Genomic DNA, 25,606 nt, shown 5'->3' on the forward strand with positions numbered 1-25,606 from the left:
GAGAAAAGGATCACCGGCCGCTCGAACTCACCCGCCACCTCACGGAATATATGCACCGACTCCGATTCCAACACATCCAGATGCGACAACGCGTATCGACCGGCGGTGTCGTCGACGGGCACGAAGGCCGTCGAACCGGTGTCACTCACACCAGGCCCCTCTCCGTGAGCAACGAATACAGAGCGTCGGCCGACTCGGCCACGGTCTGCGTGTGCGACTCGATCCGCAGGTCCGGCGCCTCGGGTGCCTCATAGGGATCATCGACCCCCGTGAGACCCGAAATCTCGCCGGCCGCCTGCTTGGCGTACAGCCCCTTCATGTCACGCTCCGAGCAGACCTCGACCGGAGTCGCCACGTGCACCTCCACATAGGCCGTCCCCGAGGCGTCGTGGCGCTCGCGCACCGCCTCCCGGGAATCGGCGTACGGCGCGATCACCGGCACGATCGACTTCACGCCGTTGCGCGCGAGCACCTCGGAAATCAGCCCGATGCGCTGCACATTGGTGTTCCGGTCCGCGCGGCTGAAGCCGAGGCCCGCGGAGATGAACTCGCGGATCTCGTCCCCGTCCAGCACCTCCACCCGGTGCCCCTCGCCGCGCAGCCGCTCGGCGAGCTCCTTGGCGATCGTGGTCTTGCCGGCGCTGGGCAGACCGGTCAGCCACACCGTGGCGCCCGTCCGCTCCGGCGTTCCGCACGTGCACTGCGTCACTGTCATCTTCCGGACACCCCGCTTCTCACCGCTCCTCACCGCATCGGTCAGGGGCCGCACCGCGGCCGCCCTCGCTCCCACGTCAGACACCCAGCCGGTGCGCGCGCAGCTTCTCGTAGAACGGCAGGTGGTGCGCCAGGTACTCCGAGAGGACAGGGTGGGTGTCCACGTCGACCCGGTCCCCGCGCTCCTTCTTCTCGAAGCCGCTGCTCGCGCTCGCGTCCCGGTGCCACTTCTCGCTCGGCGCCCACTCCTCGCGGCTGCCGCTGCTCCACTGGAGGGCCTCGGGGACGTACGGGATGCGAGCGGCGGCGCAGTACGCCCGCACGGTCCGCTCCGGCGCCTCCACGAGGTCCGCGGCGTCGACCACGGCGGGCACGGTGCCGGTCAGTTCCTGGACGCGCTCGAAGAGCTCGTACTGCGCCTCGAACCCGATCTGGTGCAGCCGCACCTCGGGGTTGATGGCGTAGTACGAGGCGATCGTCTCGCGCGGGTGCCGGATGATGAAGGTGTGCAGCGCGTCCCGCTCCAGGAAAGGCGCGTCCGCGAGCAGCCCGGGACAGCGCTCGTCGGTGGTGTCCTTGAAGAAAAGCGGACGGTCCGCGGAGAGCTCGCGGATCCGGGCGAGCAGACCGGCTTCGTCGGATATCTCCCGGCCGGCCGCGTCCACGGAACCGAATTCCATCAGATACGAGAACGGCTCGTGCAGCAGCCGGAAATCACCGCGCTCCGACATCATGCGGAAGAATGCGGTGGAACGGCAGCGCGGAGCGCTCCAGAGGGCCAGAATTCTCGGGGCTTCTGCGGACCGCAAAATGACACTCCTCGCACACTCTGCCAATACTGCACACGGGCGCCTCAACCTAGCCCGAACAGCGCGCCGGGAGCAATGGGCGCGCACCGACAGGGGCCCTGAGCAGGGGAATTGAAGCAGGCCGGTCAGCCTGCCGTTGAGAAGTTGTGGACGCGCGTCGACGCGCCATCAGGAATTGCCCGGTGCGGTCAACGGAATCGCCCGGCGGGAATCATCAAACGAGTGGATGCCCGCCCGGAACAGCGGCCCCTAGCCTTGGTCCGCGCATCCAGTGCGTGTCAAGTGCGCGATTCCGCAACAGTGCGATGGGAGAGCAGTTTTCATGGCGAAGTGTCCGGAGTGCGAAGGTTCCGTGGCCCTCATGGAGAACCCCCGGGTGAGTGAGATCGTGGAGTGCGCCGGCTGCTCCAGCGAGCTGGAGCTCATCTCCGTCGACCCGGTCGAGCTCGTGCTGGCCCCGGAGATCGAAGAGGACTGGGGCGAGTGACCTCCTCCACGCGCCCGGGCCGCTTCGCCATGCTCGCGTCCCGTATGAGGGCGGACGAGAAGCGCCTTCTCGACGCCTTCGAACGACGGGGCGCACAGTGCGAGTACGTCGACAGCCGGGCGTCGTGGAGCCTGCTGCACGCGGAGCGGCCGCCGTGGCGGATCGTGCTCAACCGCGAGATCGGCCACGCCCGTGCCCTGTACGCCGCGCGCGCCCTGGAGGCCGTCGGCGCCACCGTGGTCAACTCGGCGGCGGCCACGGAGGTCTGCGGTGACAAGTGGCAGACCTCCGTGGCCCTGCGCCGGGCCGGCCTGCCCACCCCCCGCACCGCGCTCGCCCTCACACCCGAGGCCGCGCTCGACGCCCTGGAGGAGATCGGCTACCCCGCCGTGGTCAAGCCGCTCGTGGGCTCCTGGGGCCGCCTGGTGACCCTGCTGCCGGACCGCCGGACGGCGGAGACGGTGATGGAGTACATCGCCGCCCTCCCGGCCCCGCAGTCGCACATCGTCTACGTCCAGGAACTGATCGCCAAGCCCGACCGCGACATCCGCATGGTCGTCGTGGGCGGCGAGGTGCTCGGCGCCACCTACCGCCGCGGCACACAGTGGCGCACCAATGTGGCGCGCGGCGCGACCACCGAGGCGTTCACCCCCTCGCCCGCGACGGCCGAACTCGCGGTCATGGCCGCGAAGACCGTGGGGGCCGACATCGCGGGCGTCGACCTGATCGAGAGCGACGACGGCGAGGTGGTGGTCCTGGAGGTCAACCACGGTGTCGAGTTCTCGGGCTTCCAGCGGGCCATGGGCGACCGCGTGGACGTGGCCGACCGGATCGTCGAACATCTCATGACAAGGTCTGAATCATGCTGCGAGTAGCGGTTGTCGGAGCCTCCGGATACATCGGCGGCGAACTCCTGAGGCTCCTCATCGGCCACCCGCGCGTGGAGGTCACCGTCGCGACCTCGAACCGCTTCGCGGGCAAGCGGGTGGACGGCCCGCACCCCAATCTGCGCGGCGCGACCGACCTGACCTTCGTCGCGAACGACCGACTGGCGGAGACCAAGGGCAGCTTCGACGTCCTCTTCCTGGCCACTCCGCACAAGGAGACCATGGGCCGGATGCCCGAGTTCCTCGGGCTGGCCGACCAGGTCATCGACCTCTCCGGCGACTTCCGGCTGCGCGACCCGGAGGTCTACGAGCGCCACTACGGCACCCCGCACACCGCCCCCGGGCTCATCCCCACCTTCGCCACCGGCCTCCCGGAGTGGCACCGCGAGGAGATCCAGGAGAGCGACCGCATCTCCGTGCCCGGCTGCATGGCGACCGCCGGCATCCTGGCGCTCCGCCCGCTCAGCGAGGCCGGACTGCTCACCGGGAGCATCCAGATCGACGCCCGCACCGGCTCCAGCGGCTCCGGGATCTCGGCCGGCTCGTCCAACATCCACGCCGAACGCAGCGGCGCCATGCGGATCTTCGCGCCCGGCGGCCACCGCCACCAGGCAGAGATCACCCAGTCCACCGGGCTGCCGGTCAGCATGACCGCCACCGGCGTGGAGGCCGTACGCGGCGTGCAGGTGCTCTGCCGCGTACGGCTCACCGAAGGCACGGACGAGCGCGCGCTGCGCCGGGCGTACCGCGAGGCGTACGCGGAGGAGCGGTTCGTGCGCGTCGTCGCGCAGAAGCGCGGCCTCTACCGGCTGCCCGAGCCGAAGATCCTCTCCGGGTCGAACTTCTGCGACGTCGGCTTCGCGATGGGCGACGAGGAGGGCACCGCCGTGGTGGTGGGCGCGCTCGACAACCTCGTGAAGGGCGGTTCGGGCAACGCCGTGCAGTGCCTGAACATCCGCCAGGGCTGGCCGGAGGACCTGGGCCTGGGGTTCACGGGCCTGCACCCGAACTGAGCCGCGTACGCGTCCGCGGGGCGGGACCGCCGCACCCCGAGCAGCCGAAAGGCCCGAGAACATGCAGCACATCACCGTCGTCAAGTGCGGCGGCAACGCCGCGGTGGACCCGCTGGCGATCTGCGAGGACGTAGCGGCGATGACCCACGGGGGCGCCCGGGTCGCCCTCGTGCACGGCGGCTCCGCCGACATCGAGGACCTGGCGCGCCGCATGGGCGTTCCGCTCCGCCGCCTCACCTCGCCGGACGGCGTCTCCGCCCGGCACACCGACGCCGCGACCCTGGAAGTGGTCCACCTGGCCCTCGCCGGGCTCGCCAAGCCCCGCCTCGTCGGCGCGCTCGTCGAGGCGGGCGTCAGCGCCGTCGGGCTCACCGGCCTGGACGGCGGCCTGCTGCGCGCCAGGCGCAAGTCCGCGCACCGCGCGATCGTCGACGGCCGCAAGGTGCTCGTGCGCGACGACCACAGCGGGCGCGTGGTGGAGGTCAACACCGCCCTGCTGAACACCCTGTTGGACGCCGGTTCGGTGCCCGTCGTCTCCCCGCCGGCCGTCGCGGAGGACGGCCGCCCGGTGAACACCGACGCCGACCGCGCCGCAGCGGCCGTCGCCGGGGCCCTCCGGGCGGAGACCCTGGTCCTGCTGACCGGCGCCCCGGGCGTCCTCGCGGACCCCGCCGACGAGACCTCCGTGCTGCCGGTCTGCGCCGTGCCGCCCACCGGGGCACCGCCGCACGTCGGCGGCGGCATGGGCCTCAAGCTCATCGCCGCCCGGGAGGCCCTGCTCGGCGGCGCGCGGCGCGTCCTGATCGCCGACGGCCGCCGCCCCGACCCCGTACGGGCCGCGCTCGCGGGCCACGCCACCGAGATCGTGATCTCCCGCACCACCGACACGGAAAACGACACGGAAGAGGCACTCGGATGACGCTCACGCCGGTGACCGCGCCAAGCCCGGTCACGGAGTCGTACGCGGTCGGCATGCTGCGCCGCATGCTGGAGATCCCGTCCCCGTCGTACGGGGAGGGGGAGCTGGCCGCGTTCCTGGTGGAGAGCATGACCGGGCTCGGCTTCGACGCCCGGGTCGACGAGGCGGGCAACGCCGTCGGCGAGATCGTCCGCGGCCCCGGGCCGACGGTGATGCTGCTCGGGCACATGGACACGGTCACCGGCGACCTGCCCGTCTACGCCGCCGAGGGGCGGCTGTACGGGCGCGGCGCGGTGGACGCCAAGACCCCGCTGGCGACCATGGTCTGCGCGGCCGCCGCCGCGACGGACTTCCGCGGCCGCGTCGTGGTCGTGGGCGCCGTGGAGGAGGAGACGGCGCTGTCGCGCGGCGCCGTGCACATCCGCCGTACCCACCCCAGGCCGGACGCCTTCGTCATCGGCGAGCCCAGCGGCTGGTCGACCGTCGTGCTCGGCTACAAGGGCAAGCTCGACCTCCTCTACGAGGTGGAGTGCGAGGCGACGCACCCCAGCAACCCGCTGCCCAAGGCCACCGAGCTGGCCGCGGGCGCCTGGGCCACGCTGCTGGAGCTGCTGGGACCGGACGCGAGCCACGGCTCCTTCGACCAGCCGGGGCCCACGCTCGTGTCTATCAACGGTGATCTCGCCGAGGCCACCGCCGAGTTCAGCATCCGCATCCCGCCGGGCTTCGACCACCACAAGCTCGTCCACCAGCTGACCGAGGCCGTGCCCGAGGGCCGGATCACGGTCGTCAACACCGTCGAGGCGTGCCGCGTGGGCCGTACGGACCCGGTCGTCCGGGCGCTGACGGCAGGCATCCGGCAGCAGGGCGCCAAGCCGTCGATGAAGGTGAAGACGGCGACCTCCGACATGAACACCCTGGCCGAGGTCTGGGACGTCCCGATGGCCACGTACGGCCCCGGGGACAGCAGGCTCGACCACGCGGACGACGAGCACGTCGTGCTGTCCGACTACCTCGGCGGCATCGAGGTGCTGTCCGCCGCCCTGCGCGAGCTCGGCGCCTCCCTCCCGGCGCAGGCCCCCGCCCCGCACGCAACCGAGGAATGCTGATGAGTGCCACGCCCCCCACCGGTTCCCTCGCGGGCAGCGCCTGGACCGGCGACCTCACGCCCGAGGAACACGCCCTGCGCGTCCGCGAACTGATCGTGGAGATGTGCGGCTCCGCCGAAGGGGGTCACCTCGGCGGCTCGATGTCCCTCGTCGAGATCCTGGTGACGCTCTACCGCTCGGTGCTGCGCGTCGACCCCGCCGCGCCCGACGACCCCGAGCGCGACGTGCTGCTGCTGAGCAAGGGCCACGGCGCGATCGGCCTCTACGCCGCCCTGGCGGAACGCGGCTTCTTCCCCGCCGCGGACCTGGCCACGTACGGGCGCCCGGAGAGCCTCTTCTCCGCGCACCCCAACGCGGCCGTGCCCGGCGTCGAGATGCCCACCGGCTCCCTCGGGCACGGGCTGCCGCTGGGCGTCGGCTTCGCCCTCGGGGCACGGCTCGACGGCTCCCCCCGGCGCACCTTCGTCATCCTCGGCGACGGCGAGCTCCAGGAGGGCTCGAACTGGGAGGCCGCGATGGCCGCCGGTTCGCTCGGGCTCGGCCGGCTCGTCGCCGTCGTCGACCGCAACAGCCTCCAGATCACCGGCCCCACCGAGAACGCCGTCGCCCTGGAGCCGCTGGCCGACCGCTGGCGCAGCTTCGGGTGGCACGTGCACGACGTGGACGGGCACGACATCGCCCTGCTGCGCGCCACGTTCGACGGCATCCCCGCCGACGCGGACCGGCCGACCGTGCTGATCGCGCGGACGGTCAAGGGCCGCGGCCTGCCCTACATCGAGGGCCAGGCGCGCAGCCACTACGCCCGCCTCGGCGAGCGACCGAAGAAGAGGGCGCTGGCGATCCTGCGCGCCCAGTCCAGGAAGGCGGCACAGGCATGACCACCGTGGCACCCGACGCCCCGCGGGCCCCGGAACGGGCCACGCCCGCGGCGGGCCCCGAGGCGCCCGCGACCCCGTCCAGCCGTGACGTCTACCGCGACCTGCTGGTGGAGTTCCTCGCCGCGGACGAGCGGGTGGTGTGCCTGGACAGCGACACCGGCCTGTTCAACGGCGTGGACTTCGGCGGCACCGCGGCCCGCTACGTCAACCTCGGCATCGCCGAGCAGAACCTGATGGGCGTGGCCGCGGGCCTGGCGAGGTCCGGCCGGCTGCCGTACGTCAACACGATGGCGACGTTCGCCACCACGCGGGCGCTGGAGTCCCTGAAGCTGGACATCGCCCTGAACAACCTCCCGGTGCGGATCGCCGCCACCCACGGCGGTCTCGCCGCGGGCCACCTGGGCTCCACGCACCACTCCCTGGAGGACCTGGCCATCACCAGGCTGCTGCCGAACCTCACGGTCGTGGTCCCGACGGACGCCGCCTCCACCGGGACCCTCGTCCGGCAGGCCCAGGAGCTCCCGGGCCCCGTCTACATCCGGCTGGGCCGCAACGCCACGCCCGACCTCCCGGCGGGTGCCCCGCCGCAGCGGCTCGGCGAGGCACAGCGGCTGCGCGAGGGCGACGACGTGACGCTGGTGGCCACCGGCCCGTACCCCGTGCTCGCCGCCCTGGAGGCGGCCGGCACGCTCGCCGAGGCGGGCATCGAGGCGACGGTGCTCAACTTCCATACGGTCAAGCCGCTGGACACCGGCGCGCTGATCGCGGCGGCGCGCGCGACGAAGGCCGTCGTCACCGTCGAGGAGCACTGGGCGGCCGGCGGCCTGGGCTCCGCGGCCGCGGAGACGATCGCGGAACTCGGCGTCCCCACGCCCGTGCGCCGCGTCGCCGTGGGCGACCACTTCGCACGGGGCACCGGCGGCCAGAGCCACCTCGTGGAGCGCAACGGCATCACGGCGGCGGCGGTCGTGACCCAGGTGCGCGCGGCGCTGGGGGCCACCGCGCCGCGGTAGCCGGGCGGTTCACCGACGGGGCGGGCGGGGGGTTTCCCCCACCCGCCCCGTCGGCGTCCTCAGATCCTGCGTCCTCAGACCCTGCGCCCGCAGATGACCACCGTGTCGGCCCCCAGCATCACCCGGCCCGCCGGCTCGAACCCCGCCTCCACGAACCACTGCTCGTACTCCCGGCCCGTGTAGACCATGCCCTCGCCCGACGCGATCGTGTGGAAGTACGCCGAGAGGTACGCCGCCCGCTCCGGGCCGGTCTCCTCGTCGTTCTGGTGCGGGGTGACGACGAGGACGGCACCCCCCGGCTCCAGCGCCCGCGACGCCTTCGCCAGCAGCGCCCGGATCCGCTCCGGCGACCAGATCTCCAGGAAGTGCGCGAAGAGGACCGCGTCGCAGCCGGTGGGGAACTCGTCGTCGAAGGCGTCCAGCGGGACGGCCGCGACCCGGTCGGCCAGGCCCATCTCCTCGATCTTCCCGTTCGCCGCGGCCGCCACCGACGGCAGGTCACCGATGGTGACCCGCAGGTGCGGCCAACGGGCGGCGAGCGTGGACGCGTTGATGGCCGTGCCGCCACCGACGTCGAGCAGGTGCCGGTACTCCGAGAGGTACGACGTCGAAGGCCGCACCCGCATCGCCGACATGCTCGAAACGGTCGCGGCGAGCAAGGACCCCATCCCCAACTACGACGAGACGAAGCGCAAGTTCGCGACCGGCCAGTCACTCACGCAGCACATGACCGTCGGCGAGTGGCTCGAACTGTGGCTCGACGGCAAGAAGGCACTCCGCAAGAAGGGGAAGGACCGGTACGAGGTCGACATACGCGTACACCTCATACCGCGGATCGGGCACATACGCCTCGACCGGCTCACCGTCGCTCACCTCGACGAGATGTTCGCCGGCATCGCCGAGACGAACATCGAGATCAACGACGCGAACATTCTGCGCCGTACGGCGGTGGACGAGCTCAAGCTGATTCCGTGGAAGGGGGTTGAGAACCGTCGCCGCCGTAAGGCGATCAAGGAGACCATCGACGCGATGCCGCCGTTCCGGCGGATCACGGGCGTCGCGACGCAGCACCACATCAAGGCGACACTACGCGCTGCCCTGAACGTCGCCATCGCGCGCGGATCGATCATCTTCAACGCCGCCGCGCACGTCGAGCTCGAAGCGCACAGGCGCCCCAAAGCGCTTGTGTGGACCGACGAGCGCATTGCCGAGTGGCTGCGGACCGGCATCAAGCCGTCCCCGGTCATGGTGTGGACCCCGGAACACGCCGGGCAGTTCCTCGACTTCCTCGCCGACACGGGCGAGCGCCTGTACGGGCTCTTCCACCTGATCACCTTCCGGGGGCTACGCCGCGGCGAGGCGTGCGGCCTCCGCCGAACGGACCGGAACCGCGCAGGGGGAACGCTCACCATCGCGACGCAGCTTGTGCAGGACGGTTGGGAGGTCATCGAGAACGCGCCGAAGACCGACAGCGGCGAGCGCGTGATCGACCTCGACGAGTACACCGACGAGATACTCGACGACCAGGCGCTGCGACAGGATGGCGAACACCTCTCGTACGGCGAGGCGTGGATCGACTCCGGGCGCCTGTTCACCATGCCCGATGGGTCGTTCATCCACCCCGGGTGGCTGACCGACCATTTCGAGCGTCTCGTCGAGCTCTCAGGTCTCCCGCCGATCCGGCTGCATGATCTGCGGCACGTCGCCGCCTCGCTCATGCTCGCCGCCGGCGTCGACATCAAGATCGTGTCCGAGACCCTCGGCCACAGTGAAAGCCGGATCACCCGGGATATCTATCAGCCGGTCATGCCCAAGGCCGCTCGCGATGCCGCCGAGGCGACCGCCGCCATGGTTCCTCGGGGCACCGTCCGCCGCCCCGAGGCGGCTGTCGATCCGCGCGTCGAGCAGGTCGCGCAGGTCGCTCTCGATCACCTCGTCGCGCAGATCGTCGAGGCCGCCGAGCAGGACGGCCGCACGGTCGAGCAGCTCGCGCAGGTCGCTCTCGCCCAACTTGCCGAGCGGACCGTCGATGCGACTGCAAATCAGGATGGCCACACAACGGCCACACATGAGGGCGCGAAGATCATCGCGTTCCGCCCCCGCCGCATCCCGGCATAAGAAAAAGCCCAGGTCAGGGACTATCTGACCTGGACTTTCACTGAGCCGCCTTCGGGATTCGAACCCGAGACCTACGCATTACGAGTGCGTTGCTCTGGCCAACTGAGCTAAGGCGGCAAGCTGCCGGACACCGGTTCGGCATCAGCAGCGCGGCCAAGTCTACACAGTTTCGAGGGGTGCTCCGCACACAGCCGCCGGGAGAGGGGATCCGCAGGTCAGGAGCACTTCTGGGCGGCGGGCGGCGGGGTGTTCGTGAGGAGGTAGTTGTTGATCGCGGAGTCGATGCACTTGCTGCCCCGGGTGTACGCCGTGTGACCGTCGCCGTCGTACGTGAGGAGGCGGCCGGAGGACAGCTGCGACGCGAGGGAGCGGGCCCAGGGGTAGGGGGTCGCGGGGTCGCGGGTGGTGCCGACGACGAGGATCGGGGCGGCGCCTCGCGCGGGGATGCGGTGCGGGCGGCCGGTGGCGGGCACCGACCAATATCCGCAGGTCAGAGAGGACCAGGCGAGGCTGGCGCCGAAGACCGGCGACGCCTTGCGGAATTCGGGGAGGGCCTCGCGGACCTCGTTGGGGTCGTGGAAGGCCGGCGGGAGGTCCAGGCAGTTCACGGCGGCGTTGGCGAACATCAGGTTGGTGTACGAGCCCTTGCCGTCCCGCTCGTAATAGGCGTCCGAGAGCCTCAGCAGCAGGGCGCCGTCGCCGTGCTCCGCGGCACCCAGCGCCTTGCGCAGGAGACCCCAGGCGGCCTCGTCGTACATGGCGGAGATCACACCCGTGGTGGCCAGGCTCTCGGTGAGCTTGCGCGTCTTGCCGGCCTGGACCGGGTGGGCGTCGAGCTGCTTGAAGAGCGCGGCCAGCCGGTCCCCCGCCGCCGCGGCGTTCGCGGCGGGGGTGAGGGGGCAGTCCTTGCGCTTGAGGCAGTCCTGCGCGAAGGCGGTGAAGGCGGTCTGGAAACCGGCCGTCTGGTCGCGGTTGATCCGCTCCGAGTCCAGGGAGGGGTCGAGGGCGCCGTCGAGCACCACGCGGCCGACGCGGGACGGGAAGAGCCCGGCGTAGGTGGCGCCGAGGAAGGTGCCGTACGAGGCGCCGACGTACGTCAGCTTCTCGTCGCCCAGGGCCGCGCGGAGTACGTCCATGTCGCGGGCGGCGTCGACGGTCGAGACATGGGGCAGGAGCCTGCCGGAACGGCTCGCGCAGCCGTCCGCGAACTTCTGGTACGCCTCGACCAGCTCGGCGATCTCGGTGGCGTCGTCGGGCGTCTGGTCCACCTGTGTGTAGGCGTCCATCTCGGCGTCGCTGAGGCAGGTGATCGGCTCGCTCGCGGCGACGCCGCGCGGGTCCATGCCGACCAGGTCGTACCGCGCGCGGACGGCGGCGGGGTAGCCGGCCCCCGCGTACTGCTGGAGGTAGTTGATCGCCGAGCCGCCCGGTCCGCCCGGGTTCACCATCAGGGAGCCGAGGTGCTCGCCGGGGCCGGTCGCCTTCTTGCGGGATACGGCGAGCTTGATGTCGTCACCCGTTCGCGGCCGGTCGTAGTCCAGGGGCGCGGTCAGGGTGGCGCACTCGAACCCGGCGGCGCCGCACGCGTGCCAGGCGAGCTTCTGGGCGTAGTAGGGCCGCAGGGCGGAGGGCAGTGCCCTCGGGAGCGGCGCGAGGGTGCTCGCCGGGCCCGCGAGGGAACCGCCGGCGCCGATCGCACCCGCGGCGGGGAGGGCGCCCCAGGCCCGCCCGTCGCCCTGGGCCTGCGGTCTCGCCGCCGCGGACGCGCTCGGCCCCGGGTCCTCCAGGGCACAGCCGGAGATCAGCAGTGCCGCGGTCGCGATGACGACGCCTGAGGTGCGGAGCAGACGGCTGGAGTCCATCGGCTGGTCCCTCTGATGGAGTGATGTGGCATGAATGGAGCAATACGGCACAGATGGCATGAAAACGACGAGCAGCGGGAATGACTGTTGGTTACGACAGATCACGGTGCCCGCACGGAGCGTATCCATATGGGTGTGCGGCATGGCCAGTTGCGGGGCCGCTTGGGCTCGTATGAGTGAGATCGCGTAACTGTCGGCGGGTGCGTGCGTGGGGGCGCCGTTCACGCGAAACCCGACGGACCGTCGCGGGTCCGTCGGGTTTCGGGTGCCTGTGGCGAGCGCCGCTCCCGGCGGGCCCGGACGCGGGCTCAGCCCGCCCGCAGGGCCATCGTCATCGCCTCGACCGCGAGGAGCGGCGCCACGTTCCGGTCGAGCGCGCGGCGGCACTCGATGATCGCCTCGATGCGGCGCAGCGTCCGCTCCGGCCCGGAGCCCGCGGCGACGCGCTGGAGGGCGTCCCGGGAGTCGGTGTTGGCGAGCTCCACGCGCGAGCCGAGCTGTATGGCCAGCACGTCGCGGTAGAAGCCGGTCAGATCCACGAGGGCGAGGTCGAGGCTGTCGCGCTGGGTGCGCGTGCTGCGGCGCTTCTGGCGGTCCTGGAGCTCCTTCATGGCGCCCGCCGTGCCGCGCGGGAGGCGGCTGCCGGTGCCGGCCGCCGCGCCGAGGGCGGCACGCAGCTCCTCGGTCTCCTTCGTGTCGACCTCCTCGGCGACCTGCTTGGCGTCCTCGGCGGCCGCGTCGATCAGCTCCTGCGCGGCCTTCAGGCAGCCGCCGACGTCGTCGACGCGCAGCGGGAGCCTCAGGACGGCCGCGCGGCGGGCGCGGGCGCGCTCGTCCGTGGCGAGGCGGCGGGCTCTGCCGATGTGGCCCTGCGTGGCCCGCGCCGACTGCCCCGCGACCTCGGGCTCGATGCCGTCCCGGCGGACGAGGAGGTCCGCGACCGCGGCGACGGGCGGCGTCCGCAGGGTGAGCAGGCGGCAGCGGGAACGGATCGTCGGCAGCACGTCCTCCAGAGAAGGCGTGCACAGCAGCCACACAGTGCGCGGAGCGGGCTCCTCCACCGCCTTGAGCAGGACGTTGCCCGCGCCCTCGGTCAGGCGGTCGGCGTCCTCCAGGACGATCACCTGCCAGCGGCCGCCGGCCGGGGACAGCTGGGCGCGGCGGACGAGTTCACGGGTTTCCTTGACGCCGATCGACAGCTGGTCGGTGCGCACGATCTCCACGTCCGCGTGGGTGCCCACGAGGCTGGTGTGGCAGCCGTCGCAGAAACCGCAGCCGGGGGCCCCGCCGAGGGACCGGTCGGGGCTGACGCACTGGAGCGCGGCGGCGAACGCGCGGGCCGCGGTGGCCCGCCCGGACCCGGGCGGGCCGGTGAACAGCCAGGCGTGCGTCATCGAACCGCCGCCCGCGTCACCACCCCCGCCCGTGACGAACGCGTCCGCGTCGCGGGCGGCAGCGGAGAGCTGCTCCGTCACCCGGTCCTGACCGACCAGGTCGTCCCACACCGCCATGGCTGCCTCCGAGCGCGCTGTTCGTCCTGCGGCTACCCATTGTGGGACACGGCACTGACACCGCCCGCCATGATCAACTCTGGGCCCGCCCCGGGGCGGGTCTGGTCGGCTGACGGCTGATACCCGCCGGGCCGGCGCCTCGGGCCTCCTGGCCACGGCCGGCCCGGAGAGACGGCCGCCGGACGGGCCGACGGCCGACCCAGGCCGACCGGGCCGACGAGGCAGAGGCCACCGCGGGGACCGGCGGACGCCTCAGCGTCCGCCCCGCCGGCGCCCCTTCTGCTCGTCGTCCGACGGGCGGCGCGTGTCCTCGCGCGGGCCCAGCAGTTCGTCCGCCAGGGTGGGCGCGTCGTCGGAGGACGACTCCGCCCAGCCCGGGCGGCGCCGACGGGCCTCCGGCTGCTCATCCGTCGTACGCGGCATCTCGCGCGTCCGCTCCCCGTCCTCCGGCCGGAACAGCCACGTCGGCACGCGGTCCGCCGGGTCCTCGGAACGGTCGGACCGCGCGGCCGGGGCGGGGCCTTCGGAACGTACGGGAGGAAGCACCGCGGTCTCGTCCTCCGCGGAAGCACCGGGGGCGCCGGAAGCGCCGGGCGCACCAGATCCCTCGGACCCGCCGGAGACACCAGACCCACCGGGCTCGCCGGAGCCACCGGACCTGCCGGACGCACCAGATCCGCCGGACGCACCGGACGCACCCGACCTGCCGGACCCACCGGACGCAGGCTTCGCCTCGGTCCGGGCCACCGGCTGCGGAAGCACCGCCGTCTCCTCGGACTCCGAGCCGGTGTCCGTCTTCCCCGGCTCCATCCCCCAGGTGACGCGCTGCGGCGCCTCCGGGCGGACGACCGGCGGCGCGGGCCGCACGGGCGGGAGCACCGCGGTCTCGTCGGCCGCGCCCTCCGGCTCCGCGCGCTGCTCGACGCGCGGCCGCTCGACCGTCGGCGTCAGGTCGGGGTCGCCCCGCCGCGGGTCCGGCCGGCCGACGATCGGCCTGCGCACCGTCTGCGTACGGTCGGAGTCGCCGGAAGCCGGCGGAGTCGGCGCCTCCACCGTCTGGGTCGCCTCGGAATCAGCGGAGTCGGCGGAGTCAGCAGAGTCGTCCCGCTGATCGTCCTTCCGCAGCGACGGCCGTTCGACCGTCGGCGCCTCGGAGGCCGAAGCAGCCGAAGAGGAAGGAGCAGACGCAGCGGCAGAGGCCGAAGCAGCCGCGGCCGCCGCCTCCGCCTCGACGCGCGCCCGTTCGGCCCGCAGCAGGGCCTCTTCCGCCTTGCGCTGCTTCTCCAGGCGCCGTTCCTCCGCCTCCGCGCGCAGCCGGACCTCTTCGGCGGCCTGCTTGCGGAGTCGTTCCTGCTCGGCGGCGCGCGTACGCTCCTCCGCCTCGCGCCGCTTGCGCTCCTGCTCGGCCGCCAGGCGCTCTTCCTCGGCCCGCTGCCGGGCCTCCTCGGCGGCCCGCGCCTCTTCCCGTCGACGCGCCTCTTCCGCCTCGCGCCGCTTGCGCTCTTCCTCCTCGGCCCGCAGCTTGGCGAGCTGCGCCTGGCGCTCGCGCTCCAGGCGCTCCTCCTCCGCCTTGCGCGCGGCCTCTTCCTCGGCCTTGCGCCGGGCCTCCTCCTCGGCCGCCTTGCGGGCCTGTTCGCGGGCCTCGATCTCGTCGGCGGAGAGCGGGAGGACCTCGTCGAGCCGGTGCCGTACGACCGTGGAGACGGCCTCCGGCTCCTGCCCGGCGTCCACGACGAGGTACCGCGCGGGGTCGGCGGCCGCGAGGGTGAGGAAGCCGGTCCGTACGCGCTGGTGGAACTCCGCCGGCTCGGACTCCAGCCGGTCCGGCGCCTCGGTGAAGCGCTCGCGGGCCGTCTCGGGCGAGACGTCGAGCAGCACCGTCAGATGCGGAACGAGCCCGTCCGTGGCCCAGCGGGAGATCCGGGCGATCTCGGTCGGCGAGAGGTCGCGCCCGGCGCCCTGGTAGGCGACGGACGAATCGATGTAGCGGTCGGTGATGACCACCGCGCCGCGCTCCAGCGCGGGCCGCACGACGGAGTCGACGTGCTGCGCGCGGTCGGCGGCGTAGAGCAGGGCCTCGGCCCGGTCGGACAGGCCGGCGGAGCCGACGTCGAGCAGGATCGCGCGCAGCCGCTTGCCGATGGCCGTGGCGCCGGGCTCCCGGGTGACGACGACCTCGTGGCCCTTGCCGCGGATCCAGTCGGCGACGGCCTGCACCTGTGTCGACTTGCCGGCGCCGTCGCCGCCCTCGAAGGCGATGAAGAAGCCGGTGCCCGACGGCGCCTGCGCGGGGTCGCCGCCCCGCAGGACGTCCATCAGGTCGCGGCGGAACGGTACGCCGTGCCGGTCGTCCGTCTTGCCGAGGACGATGGCGCCGACGGGCAGCAGCAGCGCGCCGATGAGCATCAGCGTGAATGCGGCCCCGCCGTGCGCGAAGACGAAGCTGCCGCTCTCCAGCCGGTGCGGCCCGATGGCGGCGGCGAGCAGCGGCGCGACCACCGCGCCGAGCGCCGCGGTGACGCGGACGACGGCGTGCAGATGCTCGGTCGTACGGGCCCGCCGGACCTCCTCGGTCTCCTGGTCGAGCAGGGAGTGCCCGGTGTTGGCGACGACGCCGGCGCCGACGCCCGCGAGCAGGATCAGCAGCAGGACCGTCGTCGGGTCCGGCACCAGGCCCGCGATCAGCAGCGCGAGGCCCGTCAGGGCGAGGGCCAGGGCGAGCAGGCGGCGGCGCGAGAAGCCCGGCAGGACCTTCCGGGCGGTGCGGATACCGATGACGGGGCCACCGCTCAGCGCGAGCACCAGCAGCCCGAAGGCGACCGGCCCGCCGCCCAGGTCGACGGCCTGGAGCGTGGCCACGCCGACGGCCGCGGCGATCGCGCCCGCGACGGCGGCGCAGGCGAGGACGAGCACCGGGATGGCGCCCGTGCGCCCGGTGTCGGGACCGTGCGGCGTCCGGGGGCGGCGCAGTCCCTCAAGGGGGGAGCGCACGCGCGGCGACTGCACGCCGGGAAGTTCGAGGAGGTAGAGGATCGAGGCCGAACCGGCGAACAGCGCGGCCGCCAGGAAGGAGCCCAGCGCCGCCTGGTGCGCGTGGAACCACGCGATCCCGGAGCCCAGCAGATTGCTGACGAGGGTGATGGCGACGAGCGCGGCGGCGGCTATGGGCAGCGCGACGAAGTTCGTACGCAGCGAGAGGCGGCGCAGCGCGTCGTAGGGGTCCGGCAGCGGCCGGACGGCGGTGCCCTCGGTGGGCGGCCTGGGCAGCAGCGCGGGCGCCGCGCCGTCCTTGGCCACGGTCCAGAACCGCTCGGCGACGCCCATGACGAAGGCGGACACGAGCAGCAGCGCGAGGGCCCTGGTGCCGGTCCAACCGGTCCACAGCGGCGCCACCACGAGCAGTGCCAGCCGTACGCCGTCGGCGGCGAGCATGGTCCAGCGGCGGTCCAGCGGGCCGTTCGGCGCGATCAGCGAGGAGACCGGGCCGAGCAGGACGGCACCGAAGAGCAGGGTCGCGAGCAGCCGCGCGCCGAGGACCGCGGCGATCGCCAGGGCGGCACCGCGGTAGCCGCCCCCGAAGGAGCCCGCCGCGACCGCCGCCTGGAACGACAGCAGCAGGAGCACCAGCAGGGCGAGAGCGTCCCCGATCCCGCCGACGAACTGGGCGCTCCACAGCCGCCGGAGCGGGGGAAGGCGCAACAGGGCCCGTACGGCACGCTCGCGGGAGTCCTCGGCCAGTGCCCCGGATGTGGGGGTTTCCACTGTTGGCTGCTCGGCTCGCGTCATCCTGCCAGCCTATCCGCCTACGGCGGGGAGCCGCGTCTCTATAGAACGCCCGTCCGAACGGTGCGGGTTCGTTGCCGCCTGCGGCGGAGCGCCCTGCAGGCGCATCCTCAAGCGCCGGACGGGCTGGACAACCAGCCCGTCCGGCGTTTGAGGACAACGCGCGAAGCGTGTTGCGGGGTCTGGGGCGAAGCCCCAGTTTCGGGAAGGGGCGGGACTGGGGAAAAACCCCGCCCAGCCCCTACTCCGCCCCCTACTCCGCCGCAGCCTTGGACGCCGCCGTCTTCTTGGCAGCAGTCTTCTTCGCCGCCGTGGTCTTCTTCGCGGCAGCCGTCGTCTTCTTCGCCGCGGTCTTCTTGGCGGTAGCCGTCGTCTTCTTGGCGGCAGCCGTCGTCTTGGCGGCCGTCTTCTTCGCCGTCGCCTTCTTCGCGGGCGCCTTCTTGGCCGTCTTCTTCGCCGGCCCCTTCGCCCGCTTCTCGGCGAGCAGCTCGTAGCCCCGCTCCGGCGTGATCGTCTCGACGTCGTCGTCACGGCGCAGCGTCGCGTTGGTCTCGCCGTCGGTCACGTACGGGCCGAACCGGCCGTCCTTGACCACGACCGGGCGCTCGCTGACCGGGTCCGTGCCGAGCTCCTTCAGCGGCGGCTTGGCGGCGGCGCGGCCGCGCTGCTTGGGCTGGGCGTAGATCGCGAGGGCCTCGTCGAGCGTGATCGTGAAGAGCTGGTCCTCGGTCTCCAGGGAGCGCGAGTCGGTGCCCTTCTTCAGATACGGGCCGTAGCGGCCGTTCTGCGCGGTGATCTCCACGCCCTCCGCGTCCTTGCCGACGACGCGCGGCAGCGACATCAGCTTGAGCGCGTCCTCAAGGGTGACCGTGTCGAGAGACATGGTCTTGAAGAGCGAGGCGGTCCGCGGCTTCACGGCGTTCTTGCCGGTCTTGGGCGTGCCCTCGGGCAGGATCTCGGTGACGTACGGGCCGTAGCGGCCGTCCTTGGCGACGATCTGGTTGCCGCTCTCCGGGTCCTGGCCCAGCTCGAAGTCGCCGCTCGGCTTGGCGAGCAGCTCCTCGGCGTAGGCGACGGTCAGCTCGTCGGGCGCCAGGTCGTCCGGCACGTCGGCGCGCTGGTGGCCCTCGGAGTCCTTCTCGCCGCGCTCGACGTACGGGCCGTAGCGGCCGACGCGCAGCACGATGCCCTCGCCGACCGGGAACGAGGAGACCTCGCGGGCGTCGATCGCGCCCAGGTCGGTGACGAGCTCCTTGAGGCCGCCGAGGTGGTCGCCGTCGCCGTTGCCCGCGTCGGCGGCGGAGCCTTCGGGGCCGTCCGCCGAACCGAAGTAGAAGCGGCGCAGCCACGGCACGGCCTGGGCCTCGCCGCGCGCGATGCGGTCGAGGTCCTCCTCCATGGAGGCGGTGAAGTCGTAGTCGACGAGCCGGCCGAAGTGCTTCTCCAGGAGGTTCACGACGGCGAAGGACAGGAAGGACGGCACCAGGGCCGTGCCCTTCTTGAAGACGTAGCCGCGGTCGAGGATGGTGCCGATGATCGACGCGTACGTCGACGGGCGGCCGATCTCCCGCTCCTCCAGCTCCTTGACCAGCGAGGCCTCGGTGTAGCGCGCCGGGGGCTTGGTGGCGTGGCCGTCGGCGGTGATCTCCCCGGCCGTCAGCGCGTCGCCCTCGGTGACCTGCGGGAGACGCCGCTCGCGGTCGTCGAGCTCGGCGTTCGGGTCGTCGGCGCCCTCGACGTACGCCTTCATGAAGCCGTGGAAGGTGATCGTCTTGCCGGACGCGCTGAACTCGGCGTCACGGCCGTCACTCGCCCGGCCGCCGATCTTGACGGTGACGGAGTTGCCGGTCGCGTCCTTCATCTGGGAGGCGACGGTCCGCTTCCAGATGAGCTCGTAGAGGCGGAACTGGTCGCCGGTCAGGCCGGTCTCGGCGGGCGTGCGGAAACGATCACCCGAAGGCCGGATCGCCTCGTGCGCCTCCTGCGCGTTCTTGACCTTGCCTGCGTACGTGCGCGGCTTCTCCGGCAGATAGTCGGCGCCGTACAGCTGGGTCACCTGCGCCCGGGCCGCGGAGACCGCGGTGTCGGACAGCGTGGTGGAGTCCGTACGCATATAGGTGATGAAGCCGTTCTCGTACAGCTTCTGTGCCACCTGCATGGTGGCCTTCGCGCCGAAGCCGAGCTTGCGCGACGCCTCCTGCTGGAGGGTGGTCGTGCGGAACGGCGCGTACGGCGAGCGGCGGTACGGCTTGGACTCGACGGACCGCACGGAGAACGCGGAGTCCGCGAGGGCCGCGGCCAGCGCGCGGGCGTTGGCCTCGTCCAGGTGCAGGACCGGCGAGCCGTCCTTGAGCCGGCCGGTCGAGCCGAAGTCACGGCCCTGCGCGACGCGGCGGCCGTCGACGGCGGTCAGCCGCGCGGCGATGCTGCCCGGGTCACTGGCGTCGCCGCCGCGCCCGGTGGCGAAGGTGCCGGTGAGGTCCCAGTACTCGGCGGAGCGGAAGGCGATGCGCTCGCGCTCGCGCTCGACGACGAGACGGGTGGCGACGGACTGCACACGGCCGGCCGAGAGCCGCGGCATGACCTTCTTCCACAGGACCGGCGAGACCTCGTAGCCGTAGAGGCGGTCGAGGATGCGGCGGGTCTCCTGGGCGTCGACGAGCTTCTTGTTCAGCTCGCGCGGATTGGCGACGGCCTCGCGGATCGCGTCCTTGGTGATCTCGTGGAAGACCATCCGGCGGACGGGGACCTTGGGCTTGAGGACTTCCTGGAGGTGCCAGGCGATGGCCTCGCCCTCGCGGTCCTCATCGGTGGCGAGGAAGAGCTCGTCGGAGTCGGCCAGCAGCTCCTTGAGCTTCTTGACCTGGTCCTTCTTGTCGTGGTTGACGACATAGATGGGCTGGAAGTCGGCGTCGACGTTCACGCCGAGCCGGGCCCACGGCTCGCCCTTGTACTTGGCCGGGACCTCGGCGGCCCCGTTCGGCAGGTCACGGATGTGCCCGACGCTCGCCTCGACGACGTATCCGGGGCCGAGGTAGCCCTTGATCGTCTTCGCCTTGGCAGGCGACTCGACGATGACGAGTCGGCGGCCGCCCTGTGCGGTCTCGCTGGTCGGGGACAACTTCGCTCTTCTTCCGGTCGGCACTCGGTGTAGGCGCTGCGGTGACGCTGCGGAGTGTGACGGTACATCCCGCCCCCGTGTCAAACGGAAAAAGCCCGCAACGCCACTCGAACGGTAACCCGACAAGCGTCCTGTCTGCCGCCCGGACCGGCACACCACGGGGGTGAACCGCCGGCCGGACCCCACCGGGGGGTGTCCCGGGGGCATCCCCGGCGGGCTCCCGGCCGACGAGGGCCGGGGCCCCGGGGCACCAGGACGGCCCGTCACACGCGACCGCACGAGGAATCGCAGGTGGCAGCCCTGCCACCTGCGGTCCCAGAAGACGATGCCCACGCGAACGTGACGTGAACCCGACCCCTCCGAACGGTGTTCTCAGCTTTCTACGGGAACCAGGAATCCCTGCTCCACGAGCAGCCGGATCGACTCCGGCGTGCGGTCGCGCAGCGACACCGCGTCCTCCCCGACGAGCTGTGCGATCGCGTCCAGAATCCGTCCCGCGCTGAGAGAGCCGTCACACACCCCGGCGAAGCCCGCGCCGACCGTGTCGACCTTGGTCGCCCGCCGCATTCCGCGGTTCTGCCGGAGGACGACGTGCTCCGGATCCTCCGCCCCGGGCATCCCGACCTGCTCCTGGACGACCTCGTCGGCCAGCCGGAAGCGGGCGGCGAGCAGCGCCGCGTCGTCATGCGAACGCAGGAAGTCCTGTCGCTCGAAATGGGCCCGAACGGATGCACCGAGCGGCTGCTCAACCGGGTGCGGCCACTCCTCCGCCATGACGGAAGGCCGCTCGGAGCCCGTTTTGCGCAGCGTGATCCAGCCAAATCCGACGGCCTTGGTCCCGCGGGCCGCGAATTCGTCCAGCCACGCGTCGTAGCGCGCCGCGTAGGCCTCGGGGGCGGAGCGGTGGTCACCGCCGTCCCGCAGCCACAGCTCGGCGTACTGTGCGACGTCCTGCACCTCGCGCTGGACGATCCAGGCGTCGCAGCCGCGCGGCACCCAGGACGACAGCCGGTCGCGCCAGTCCTCGCCCTCGACGTGCTGCCAGTTGGCGAGCAGCTGGCAGTGACCGCCGTCGTTGAGCCGCTCCCCCGCCTGCTGCACGAGCGTGCGGCAGAGGTCGTCGCCGCCCATCCCGCCGTCGCGATAGGTGAGCCGGGCGCCCGGGGAGATGACGAACGGGGGGTTGGAGACGATCAGGTCGTACGTGTCGTGGGCGACCGGCTCGAACAGCGAGCCCTCGCGCAGATCGGCCTCGGGCGCGCCGGACAGGGCGAGAGTGAGCCGGGCGAAGTGCAGCGCCCGCGGGTTGAGGTCGGTCGCGGTGACCTTGGTGGCGTGCTGGGCGGCGTGCAGCGCCTGGATGCCGGAACCGGTGCCGAGGTCCAGAGCGCTCGCCACGGGCGTGCGCACGGTGATCCCGGCGAGCGTGGTGGACGCGCCGCCGACACCGAGGACGAGCTCCGAGCGGTCCACCCCGGCCGGACCGGCGGACCCCTGCGCGATCCCGCCAGCACCGCCGACGGCACAGCCCAGGTCGGAGACGATCCACCAGTCCTGCCCCTCGGGGCCGCCGTAGGGGCGCACGTCGACGGTCGCCCGCACCTCGTCGCCGTCGCGCACGAGCCAGCCGTCGGCCAGGCAGTCGTCCACGGGCAGCGCGGCGGCGGCACGCCCGTACGCGGCGGGGCGCTGCAGGAGGAAGAGCCGGACCAGCGTCTCCAGCGGCCCGTCCCCCCGCGTGGCACGCAGCGCGGGCACGGTCTCGCTGCGCGCGAGAGCGGCGTAGGCGGGGGCTCCCAGCAGGTCGAGGAGACCGTCGGCGGTGAAGGCCGCGGAGAGCAGGGCGCCACGCAGCCGGTCGGTGCGGGCGGGGTCGGCGAAGGGAAGGAGCGTACTCACGCCCCCATTGTCGGGTGCGCCACCGACAAACGGGTGGGGCGGGCCGGGTTCTTCCGTTTCCCCGGCCCACCCCACCCGCGTGGCTCACTGCTTCATGACTTCATGCCGATCGCTTCATGCCGATCACGTCGTGCGGATCACTTCGTACCGATCACTTCGTGCTGGCCGAGGACGACACGGACGTCTTCTGGCACCCGGGCTGCTTGGCCATCGACTTGCCCACGTCCCCCGACTGAAGCTTCTTCAGCGCGTCGTCACTCTGGCTGCTCAGCTTCCCGATGTCCCCACCGATTCCCTTGAGCCCCTCGGCGAACTTCGCCTTGTCCCCGGTGTCCAGCCCGTCCATCCGCTTCTTCAGACCGGCGTACGCCGCGGAGAGGTCGTTGAGCGCCTTGACGGCGTTCTTCTGGCTGCTCTCGCCTTCCTTCACCGGCGGCGCTCCCGCGTTGTCCACACCGCCGGCCAGCGCCTTGTACGCGTCGGCGTTGGCCTGGAAGGCCGCGGAGTCGGTCTGCTGGACCTTCTTGGAGTCCTCTTCGGTCTGGACGCCGGCGATCGAGTGGTTGGCGTCCTGGATCTTCTTGACCTGGGGCTGCATCTGGTCGCAGACCTTCTTGGCCCAGTCGTCGAGCTTCTTGTTGCCCCCGCCGCCCCCGCCGCAGCCGGTCAGCGCCAGGACGAGTGCCGCACCGCCGGACAGTGCAGCGACAAGCTTCTTGTTCACCGGATTGGTCCCTTCGATGGCTCCGGCCCCGGAACTTACACGTCCAGGCGGTGCCATCTCCGAGCCAGGCGCCCTGTACGCCCCCTTTTGAAGCCATTTGCACCAAGAACGCCGTGGCGTTCGCCGCACCTTGATCCACTCACCCGGGCCCCCGTGCGCGGCGCGGCGGAGACCCACGGCGCACGGGCGGACGGCGCGCCTTCGCACACCGTCCGCCCGCCCCGGGGCCCGTCGGCCCGTAGGTGTCGGTCCGTCAGGAGACCACCGCCGGATCCGCGGGGTGCGCCGCGCGCTCCGCCTCGCCGTCGTCGCCGTCCATGGCGACGCCGCGCCGCTTGGAGACGTAGACGGCACCGACGATGACCACGATGGCCAGCACCGCGACGCCGATCCGCAACCCCTTGTTGGCGTCGGCCCCGAAGGAGAACTTGACCACCGCCGGAGCGATCAGCAGCGCCACCAGGTTCATCACCTTCAGCAGCGGGTTGATCGCGGGCCCGGCCGTGTCCTTGAAGGGGTCTCCGACCGTGTCGCCGATGACCGTCGCGGCATGCGCCTCACTGCCCTTGCCGCCGTGGTGGCCGTCCTCGACCAGCTTCTTGGCGTTGTCCCAGGCGCCGCCGGAGTTGGCCAGGAAGACGGCCATCAGCGTGCCGGTGCCGATGGCGCCCGCGAGGTACGAACCGAGCGCGCCGACCCCGAGCGAGAAGCCCACCGCGATCGGCGCCAGGACGGCCAGCAGCCCTGGCGTGGCGAGTTCGCGCAGCGCGTCCTTGGTGCAGATGTCCACGACGCGCCCGTACTCGGGCTTCTCGGAGTAGTCCATGATCCCGGGGTGCTCGCGGAACTGCCGCCGCACCTCGTAGACCACCGAGCCCGCCGACCGCGACACGGCGTTGATGGCGAGCCCCGAGAAGAGGAAGACGACCGCGGCGCCCAGCACCAGGCCCACGAGGTTGTTGGGCTGCGAGATGTCCAGACTCAGGTTCATCTCCGTGGACTTCGCGTGGACGTCGTCGACCGCCGTGGCGATGGCGTCGCGGTACGAACCGAAGAGCGCCGACGCCGCGAGCACCGCCGTGGCGATGGCGATGCCCTTGGTGATCGCCTTCGTGGTGTTGCCCACGGCGTCGAGGTCGGTGAGCACCTGCGCGCCCGCGCCCTCGACGTCCCCGGACATCTCGGCGATGCCCTGGGCGTTGTCGGAGACCGGGCCGAAGGTGTCCATGGCGACGATGACGCCGACGGTGGTGAGCAGACCCGTGCCCGCGAGGGCGACGGCGAACAGCGCGAGCATGATCGAGGTACCGCCCAGCAGGAACGCGCCGTAGACGGCGAGCCCGATGAGCACCGCCGAATAGACCGCGGATTCCAGGCCGATGGAGATGCCGGCGAGCACCACCGTCGCGGGGCCGGTCAGCGAGCTCTTGCCGATGTCGCGTACGGGCCTGCGGCTCGTCTCCGTGAAATAGCCCGTGAGTTGCTGGATCAGCGCGGCGAGGACGATGCCGATGGCCACCGCCACCAGGGCCAGCACCCGCGGGTCCCCCTTGTGCCCGTTGATGGCGGCGTCGCCGATGCCCTTCAAGTCCGCGTAACTGGACGGCAGATAGACGAACACCGCCACCGTGACCAGCACCAGGGAGACGATCGCCGAGATGAAGAAGCCGCGGTTGATCGCGGTCATCCCGCTGCGGTCGGAGCGCCGCGGCGCCACGGCGAAGATGCCGATCATCGCGGTGAGGACCCCGATGGCGGGGACGAGCAGCGGAAAGGCGAGGCCCGCGTCGCCGAACGCCGCCTTGCCGAGGATCAACGCGGCGACCAGCGTCACGGCGTAGGACTCGAAGAGGTCGGCGGCCATGCCCGCGCAGTCGCCGACGTTGTCGCCCACATTGTCGGCGATGGTGGCGGCATTGCGCGGATCGTCCTCCGGAATGCCCTTTTCCACCTTGCCGACCAGGTCGGCGCCGACGTCGGCGGCCTTGGTGAAGATGCCACCGCCGACCCTCATGAACATCGCGAGCAGCGCCGCGCCGAAACCGAAGCCCTCCAGCACCTTGGGCGCGTCCGACTTGTACGCCAACACCACGCACGAGGCGCCCAGGAGGCCCAGCCCGACCGTGCACATGCCGACGACCCCGCCGGTGCGGAAAGCGATCTTCATGGCCTTGTGCGAAACAGCCGTCAGATCCTTTTCGGGCTCGCCCTCGGCAGGCGTGGCCTCCCGCGCGGCGGCGGCGACCCGCACATTGCTGCGCACCGCGAGCCACATGCCGATATAGCCGGTGGCCGCGGAGAAGAGAGCGCCGACCAGGAAAAAGGCCGAACGCCCGGCACGCTGCGACCAGTTGTCCGCCGGCAGGAGCATGAGCAGGAAGAACACGGCCACGGCGAAAATGCCGAGGGTGCGCAACTGGCGGGCGAGATAGGCATTCGCGCCTTCCTGCACCGCCGCGGCGATCTTTCTCATGCTGTCGGTACCCTCACGCGCCGCGAGGACCTGCCGTACGAGCACCACGGCCACCCCGAGCGCGGCCAGCGCCACGGCGCCGATCACCAGCACCAGCGTGCGGTTGCCCCGGGTCAGCTCGGCCGCGAGATTCTGAGTGAAGTCCACCTGTTCAGGGGTAAGAGGCCCCGCCATTCGTCCTCCTTGACGTTTGGCACATGGGCGCGCGACAGCACCGCGAACGCGGAACAGCCGCCACGCTCAGGCGTACTGAGCTCAAGATGGACGGATTGTAGGGAGCATGCCG

18 protein-coding genes, 1 tRNA gene and 1 pseudogene are annotated in these 25,606 nt (G+C 72.0%); 8 read left to right on the forward strand and 12 right to left on the reverse strand.

From position 1 onward, the window contains the following. The 3 genes and pseudogenes from AB0435_RS15505 to AB0435_RS15515 all read right to left on the reverse strand — a co-directional run. Positions 1 to 122, reverse strand: a pseudogene (locus tag AB0435_RS15505) (sulfate adenylyltransferase small subunit); the annotation flags it as partial. A gap of 23 nt (positions 123 to 145) precedes the next feature. Beyond that, on the reverse strand, positions 146 to 715 hold the full coding sequence (gene cysC / locus AB0435_RS15510) for an adenylyl-sulfate kinase (RefSeq protein WP_366427208.1): 570 nt from the start codon (positions 713 to 715) through the stop codon (positions 146 to 148). 76 nt (positions 716 to 791) lie between these two features. Continuing rightward, entirely contained in the window at positions 792 to 1,550 is a 759-nt protein-coding gene (locus AB0435_RS15515; RefSeq protein ID WP_366008331.1) for a sulfotransferase family protein, read from the reverse strand. Between the two features lie 295 nt (positions 1,551 to 1,845). Between AB0435_RS15515 and lysW the strand changes: the two genes are divergently transcribed. The 7 genes from lysW (at position 1,846) to AB0435_RS15550 (ending at position 7,829) form a co-directional block, all read left to right on the forward strand. Next, the gene (gene lysW / locus AB0435_RS15520; RefSeq protein ID WP_116213109.1) at positions 1,846 to 2,010 is read left to right on the forward strand and encodes a lysine biosynthesis protein LysW; all 165 of its coding nucleotides are present in this window, start codon (positions 1,846 to 1,848) and stop codon (positions 2,008 to 2,010) included. Further along, positions 2,007 to 2,885, forward strand: a complete 879-nt coding sequence (locus AB0435_RS15525) for a RimK family alpha-L-glutamate ligase (RefSeq protein ID WP_366008332.1) — start codon at positions 2,007 to 2,009, stop codon at positions 2,883 to 2,885. The genes lysW and AB0435_RS15525 overlap by 4 nt, the downstream gene beginning before the upstream one ends. Beyond that, entirely contained in the window at positions 2,873 to 3,910 is a 1,038-nt protein-coding gene (argC, locus tag AB0435_RS15530) for an N-acetyl-gamma-glutamyl-phosphate reductase (RefSeq protein WP_366008333.1), read from the forward strand. Before AB0435_RS15525 ends, argC begins: the two co-directional genes overlap by 13 nt. Before the next feature lie 61 nt (positions 3,911 to 3,971). Beyond that, positions 3,972 to 4,829: a [LysW]-aminoadipate kinase gene (locus AB0435_RS15535; RefSeq protein ID WP_366008334.1), complete on the forward strand. Its 858-nt coding sequence runs from the start codon at positions 3,972 to 3,974 to the stop codon at positions 4,827 to 4,829. An 11-nt stretch (positions 4,830 to 4,840) separates the two neighbouring features. Further along, the gene (locus AB0435_RS15540; protein WP_366008335.1) at positions 4,841 to 5,938 is read left to right on the forward strand and encodes a M20/M25/M40 family metallo-hydrolase; all 1,098 of its coding nucleotides are present in this window, start codon (positions 4,841 to 4,843) and stop codon (positions 5,936 to 5,938) included. Beyond that, on the forward strand, positions 5,938 to 6,816 hold the full coding sequence (locus AB0435_RS15545; protein ID WP_366008336.1) for a transketolase: 879 nt from the start codon (positions 5,938 to 5,940) through the stop codon (positions 6,814 to 6,816). Before AB0435_RS15540 ends, AB0435_RS15545 begins: the two co-directional genes overlap by 1 nt. Continuing rightward, the gene (locus AB0435_RS15550; protein ID WP_366008337.1) at positions 6,813 to 7,829 is read left to right on the forward strand and encodes a transketolase C-terminal domain-containing protein; all 1,017 of its coding nucleotides are present in this window, start codon (positions 6,813 to 6,815) and stop codon (positions 7,827 to 7,829) included. Before AB0435_RS15545 ends, AB0435_RS15550 begins: the two co-directional genes overlap by 4 nt. A gap of 74 nt (positions 7,830 to 7,903) precedes the next feature. Here the strand turns inward: AB0435_RS15550 and AB0435_RS15555 are convergent, their stop codons facing one another. Continuing rightward, positions 7,904 to 8,464, reverse strand: a complete 561-nt coding sequence (locus tag AB0435_RS15555) for a methyltransferase (RefSeq protein WP_366427209.1) — start codon at positions 8,462 to 8,464, stop codon at positions 7,904 to 7,906. Between AB0435_RS15555 and AB0435_RS15560 the strand changes: the two genes are divergently transcribed. Continuing rightward, positions 8,463 to 9,947, forward strand: a complete 1,485-nt coding sequence (locus tag AB0435_RS15560) for a tyrosine-type recombinase/integrase (protein WP_366427210.1) — start codon at positions 8,463 to 8,465, stop codon at positions 9,945 to 9,947. The genes AB0435_RS15555 and AB0435_RS15560 overlap by 2 nt on opposite strands. Before the next feature lie 43 nt (positions 9,948 to 9,990). Here AB0435_RS15560 and AB0435_RS15565 read toward each other — a convergent pair. The 8 genes from AB0435_RS15565 to AB0435_RS15600 all read right to left on the reverse strand — a co-directional run bounded on the left by AB0435_RS15565 (position 9,991) and on the right by AB0435_RS15600 (position 25,494). Beyond that, positions 9,991 to 10,064 (reverse strand) — tRNA-Thr (locus tag AB0435_RS15565). 98 nt (positions 10,065 to 10,162) lie between these two features. Then, a complete protein-coding gene (locus AB0435_RS15570; protein WP_366427211.1) occupies positions 10,163 to 11,809 on the reverse strand; it encodes an alpha/beta hydrolase in 1,647 nt (548 codons plus the stop codon). A 308-nt stretch (positions 11,810 to 12,117) separates the two neighbouring features. Further along, entirely contained in the window at positions 12,118 to 13,320 is a 1,203-nt protein-coding gene (locus AB0435_RS15575; protein ID WP_366006787.1) for a DNA polymerase III subunit delta', read from the reverse strand. A gap of 252 nt (positions 13,321 to 13,572) precedes the next feature. Continuing rightward, complete coding sequence (gene tmk, locus AB0435_RS15580; RefSeq protein WP_366427212.1) at positions 13,573 to 17,106, reverse strand: dTMP kinase; 3,534 nt, start codon at positions 17,104 to 17,106, stop codon at positions 13,573 to 13,575. Between the two features lie 250 nt (positions 17,107 to 17,356). Next, the gene (gene topA, locus AB0435_RS15585; RefSeq protein WP_366427213.1) at positions 17,357 to 20,224 is read right to left on the reverse strand and encodes a type I DNA topoisomerase; all 2,868 of its coding nucleotides are present in this window, start codon (positions 20,222 to 20,224) and stop codon (positions 17,357 to 17,359) included. 372 nt (positions 20,225 to 20,596) lie between these two features. Beyond that, complete coding sequence (locus tag AB0435_RS15590) at positions 20,597 to 22,123, reverse strand: methyltransferase (RefSeq protein WP_366006790.1); 1,527 nt, start codon at positions 22,121 to 22,123, stop codon at positions 20,597 to 20,599. Between the two features lie 151 nt (positions 22,124 to 22,274). Further along, entirely contained in the window at positions 22,275 to 22,847 is a 573-nt protein-coding gene (locus AB0435_RS15595) for a small secreted protein (RefSeq protein WP_366006791.1), read from the reverse strand. Positions 22,848 to 23,100: 253 nt separating this feature from the next. Continuing rightward, complete coding sequence (locus tag AB0435_RS15600; RefSeq protein WP_366006792.1) at positions 23,101 to 25,494, reverse strand: sodium-translocating pyrophosphatase; 2,394 nt, start codon at positions 25,492 to 25,494, stop codon at positions 23,101 to 23,103. Positions 25,495 to 25,606 lie beyond the last annotated feature (112 nt).

The sequence above is a fragment of the Streptomyces sp. NPDC051173 genome (assembly GCF_040689515.1).
Lineage (GTDB): Bacteria > Actinomycetota > Actinomycetes > Streptomycetales > Streptomycetaceae > Streptomyces.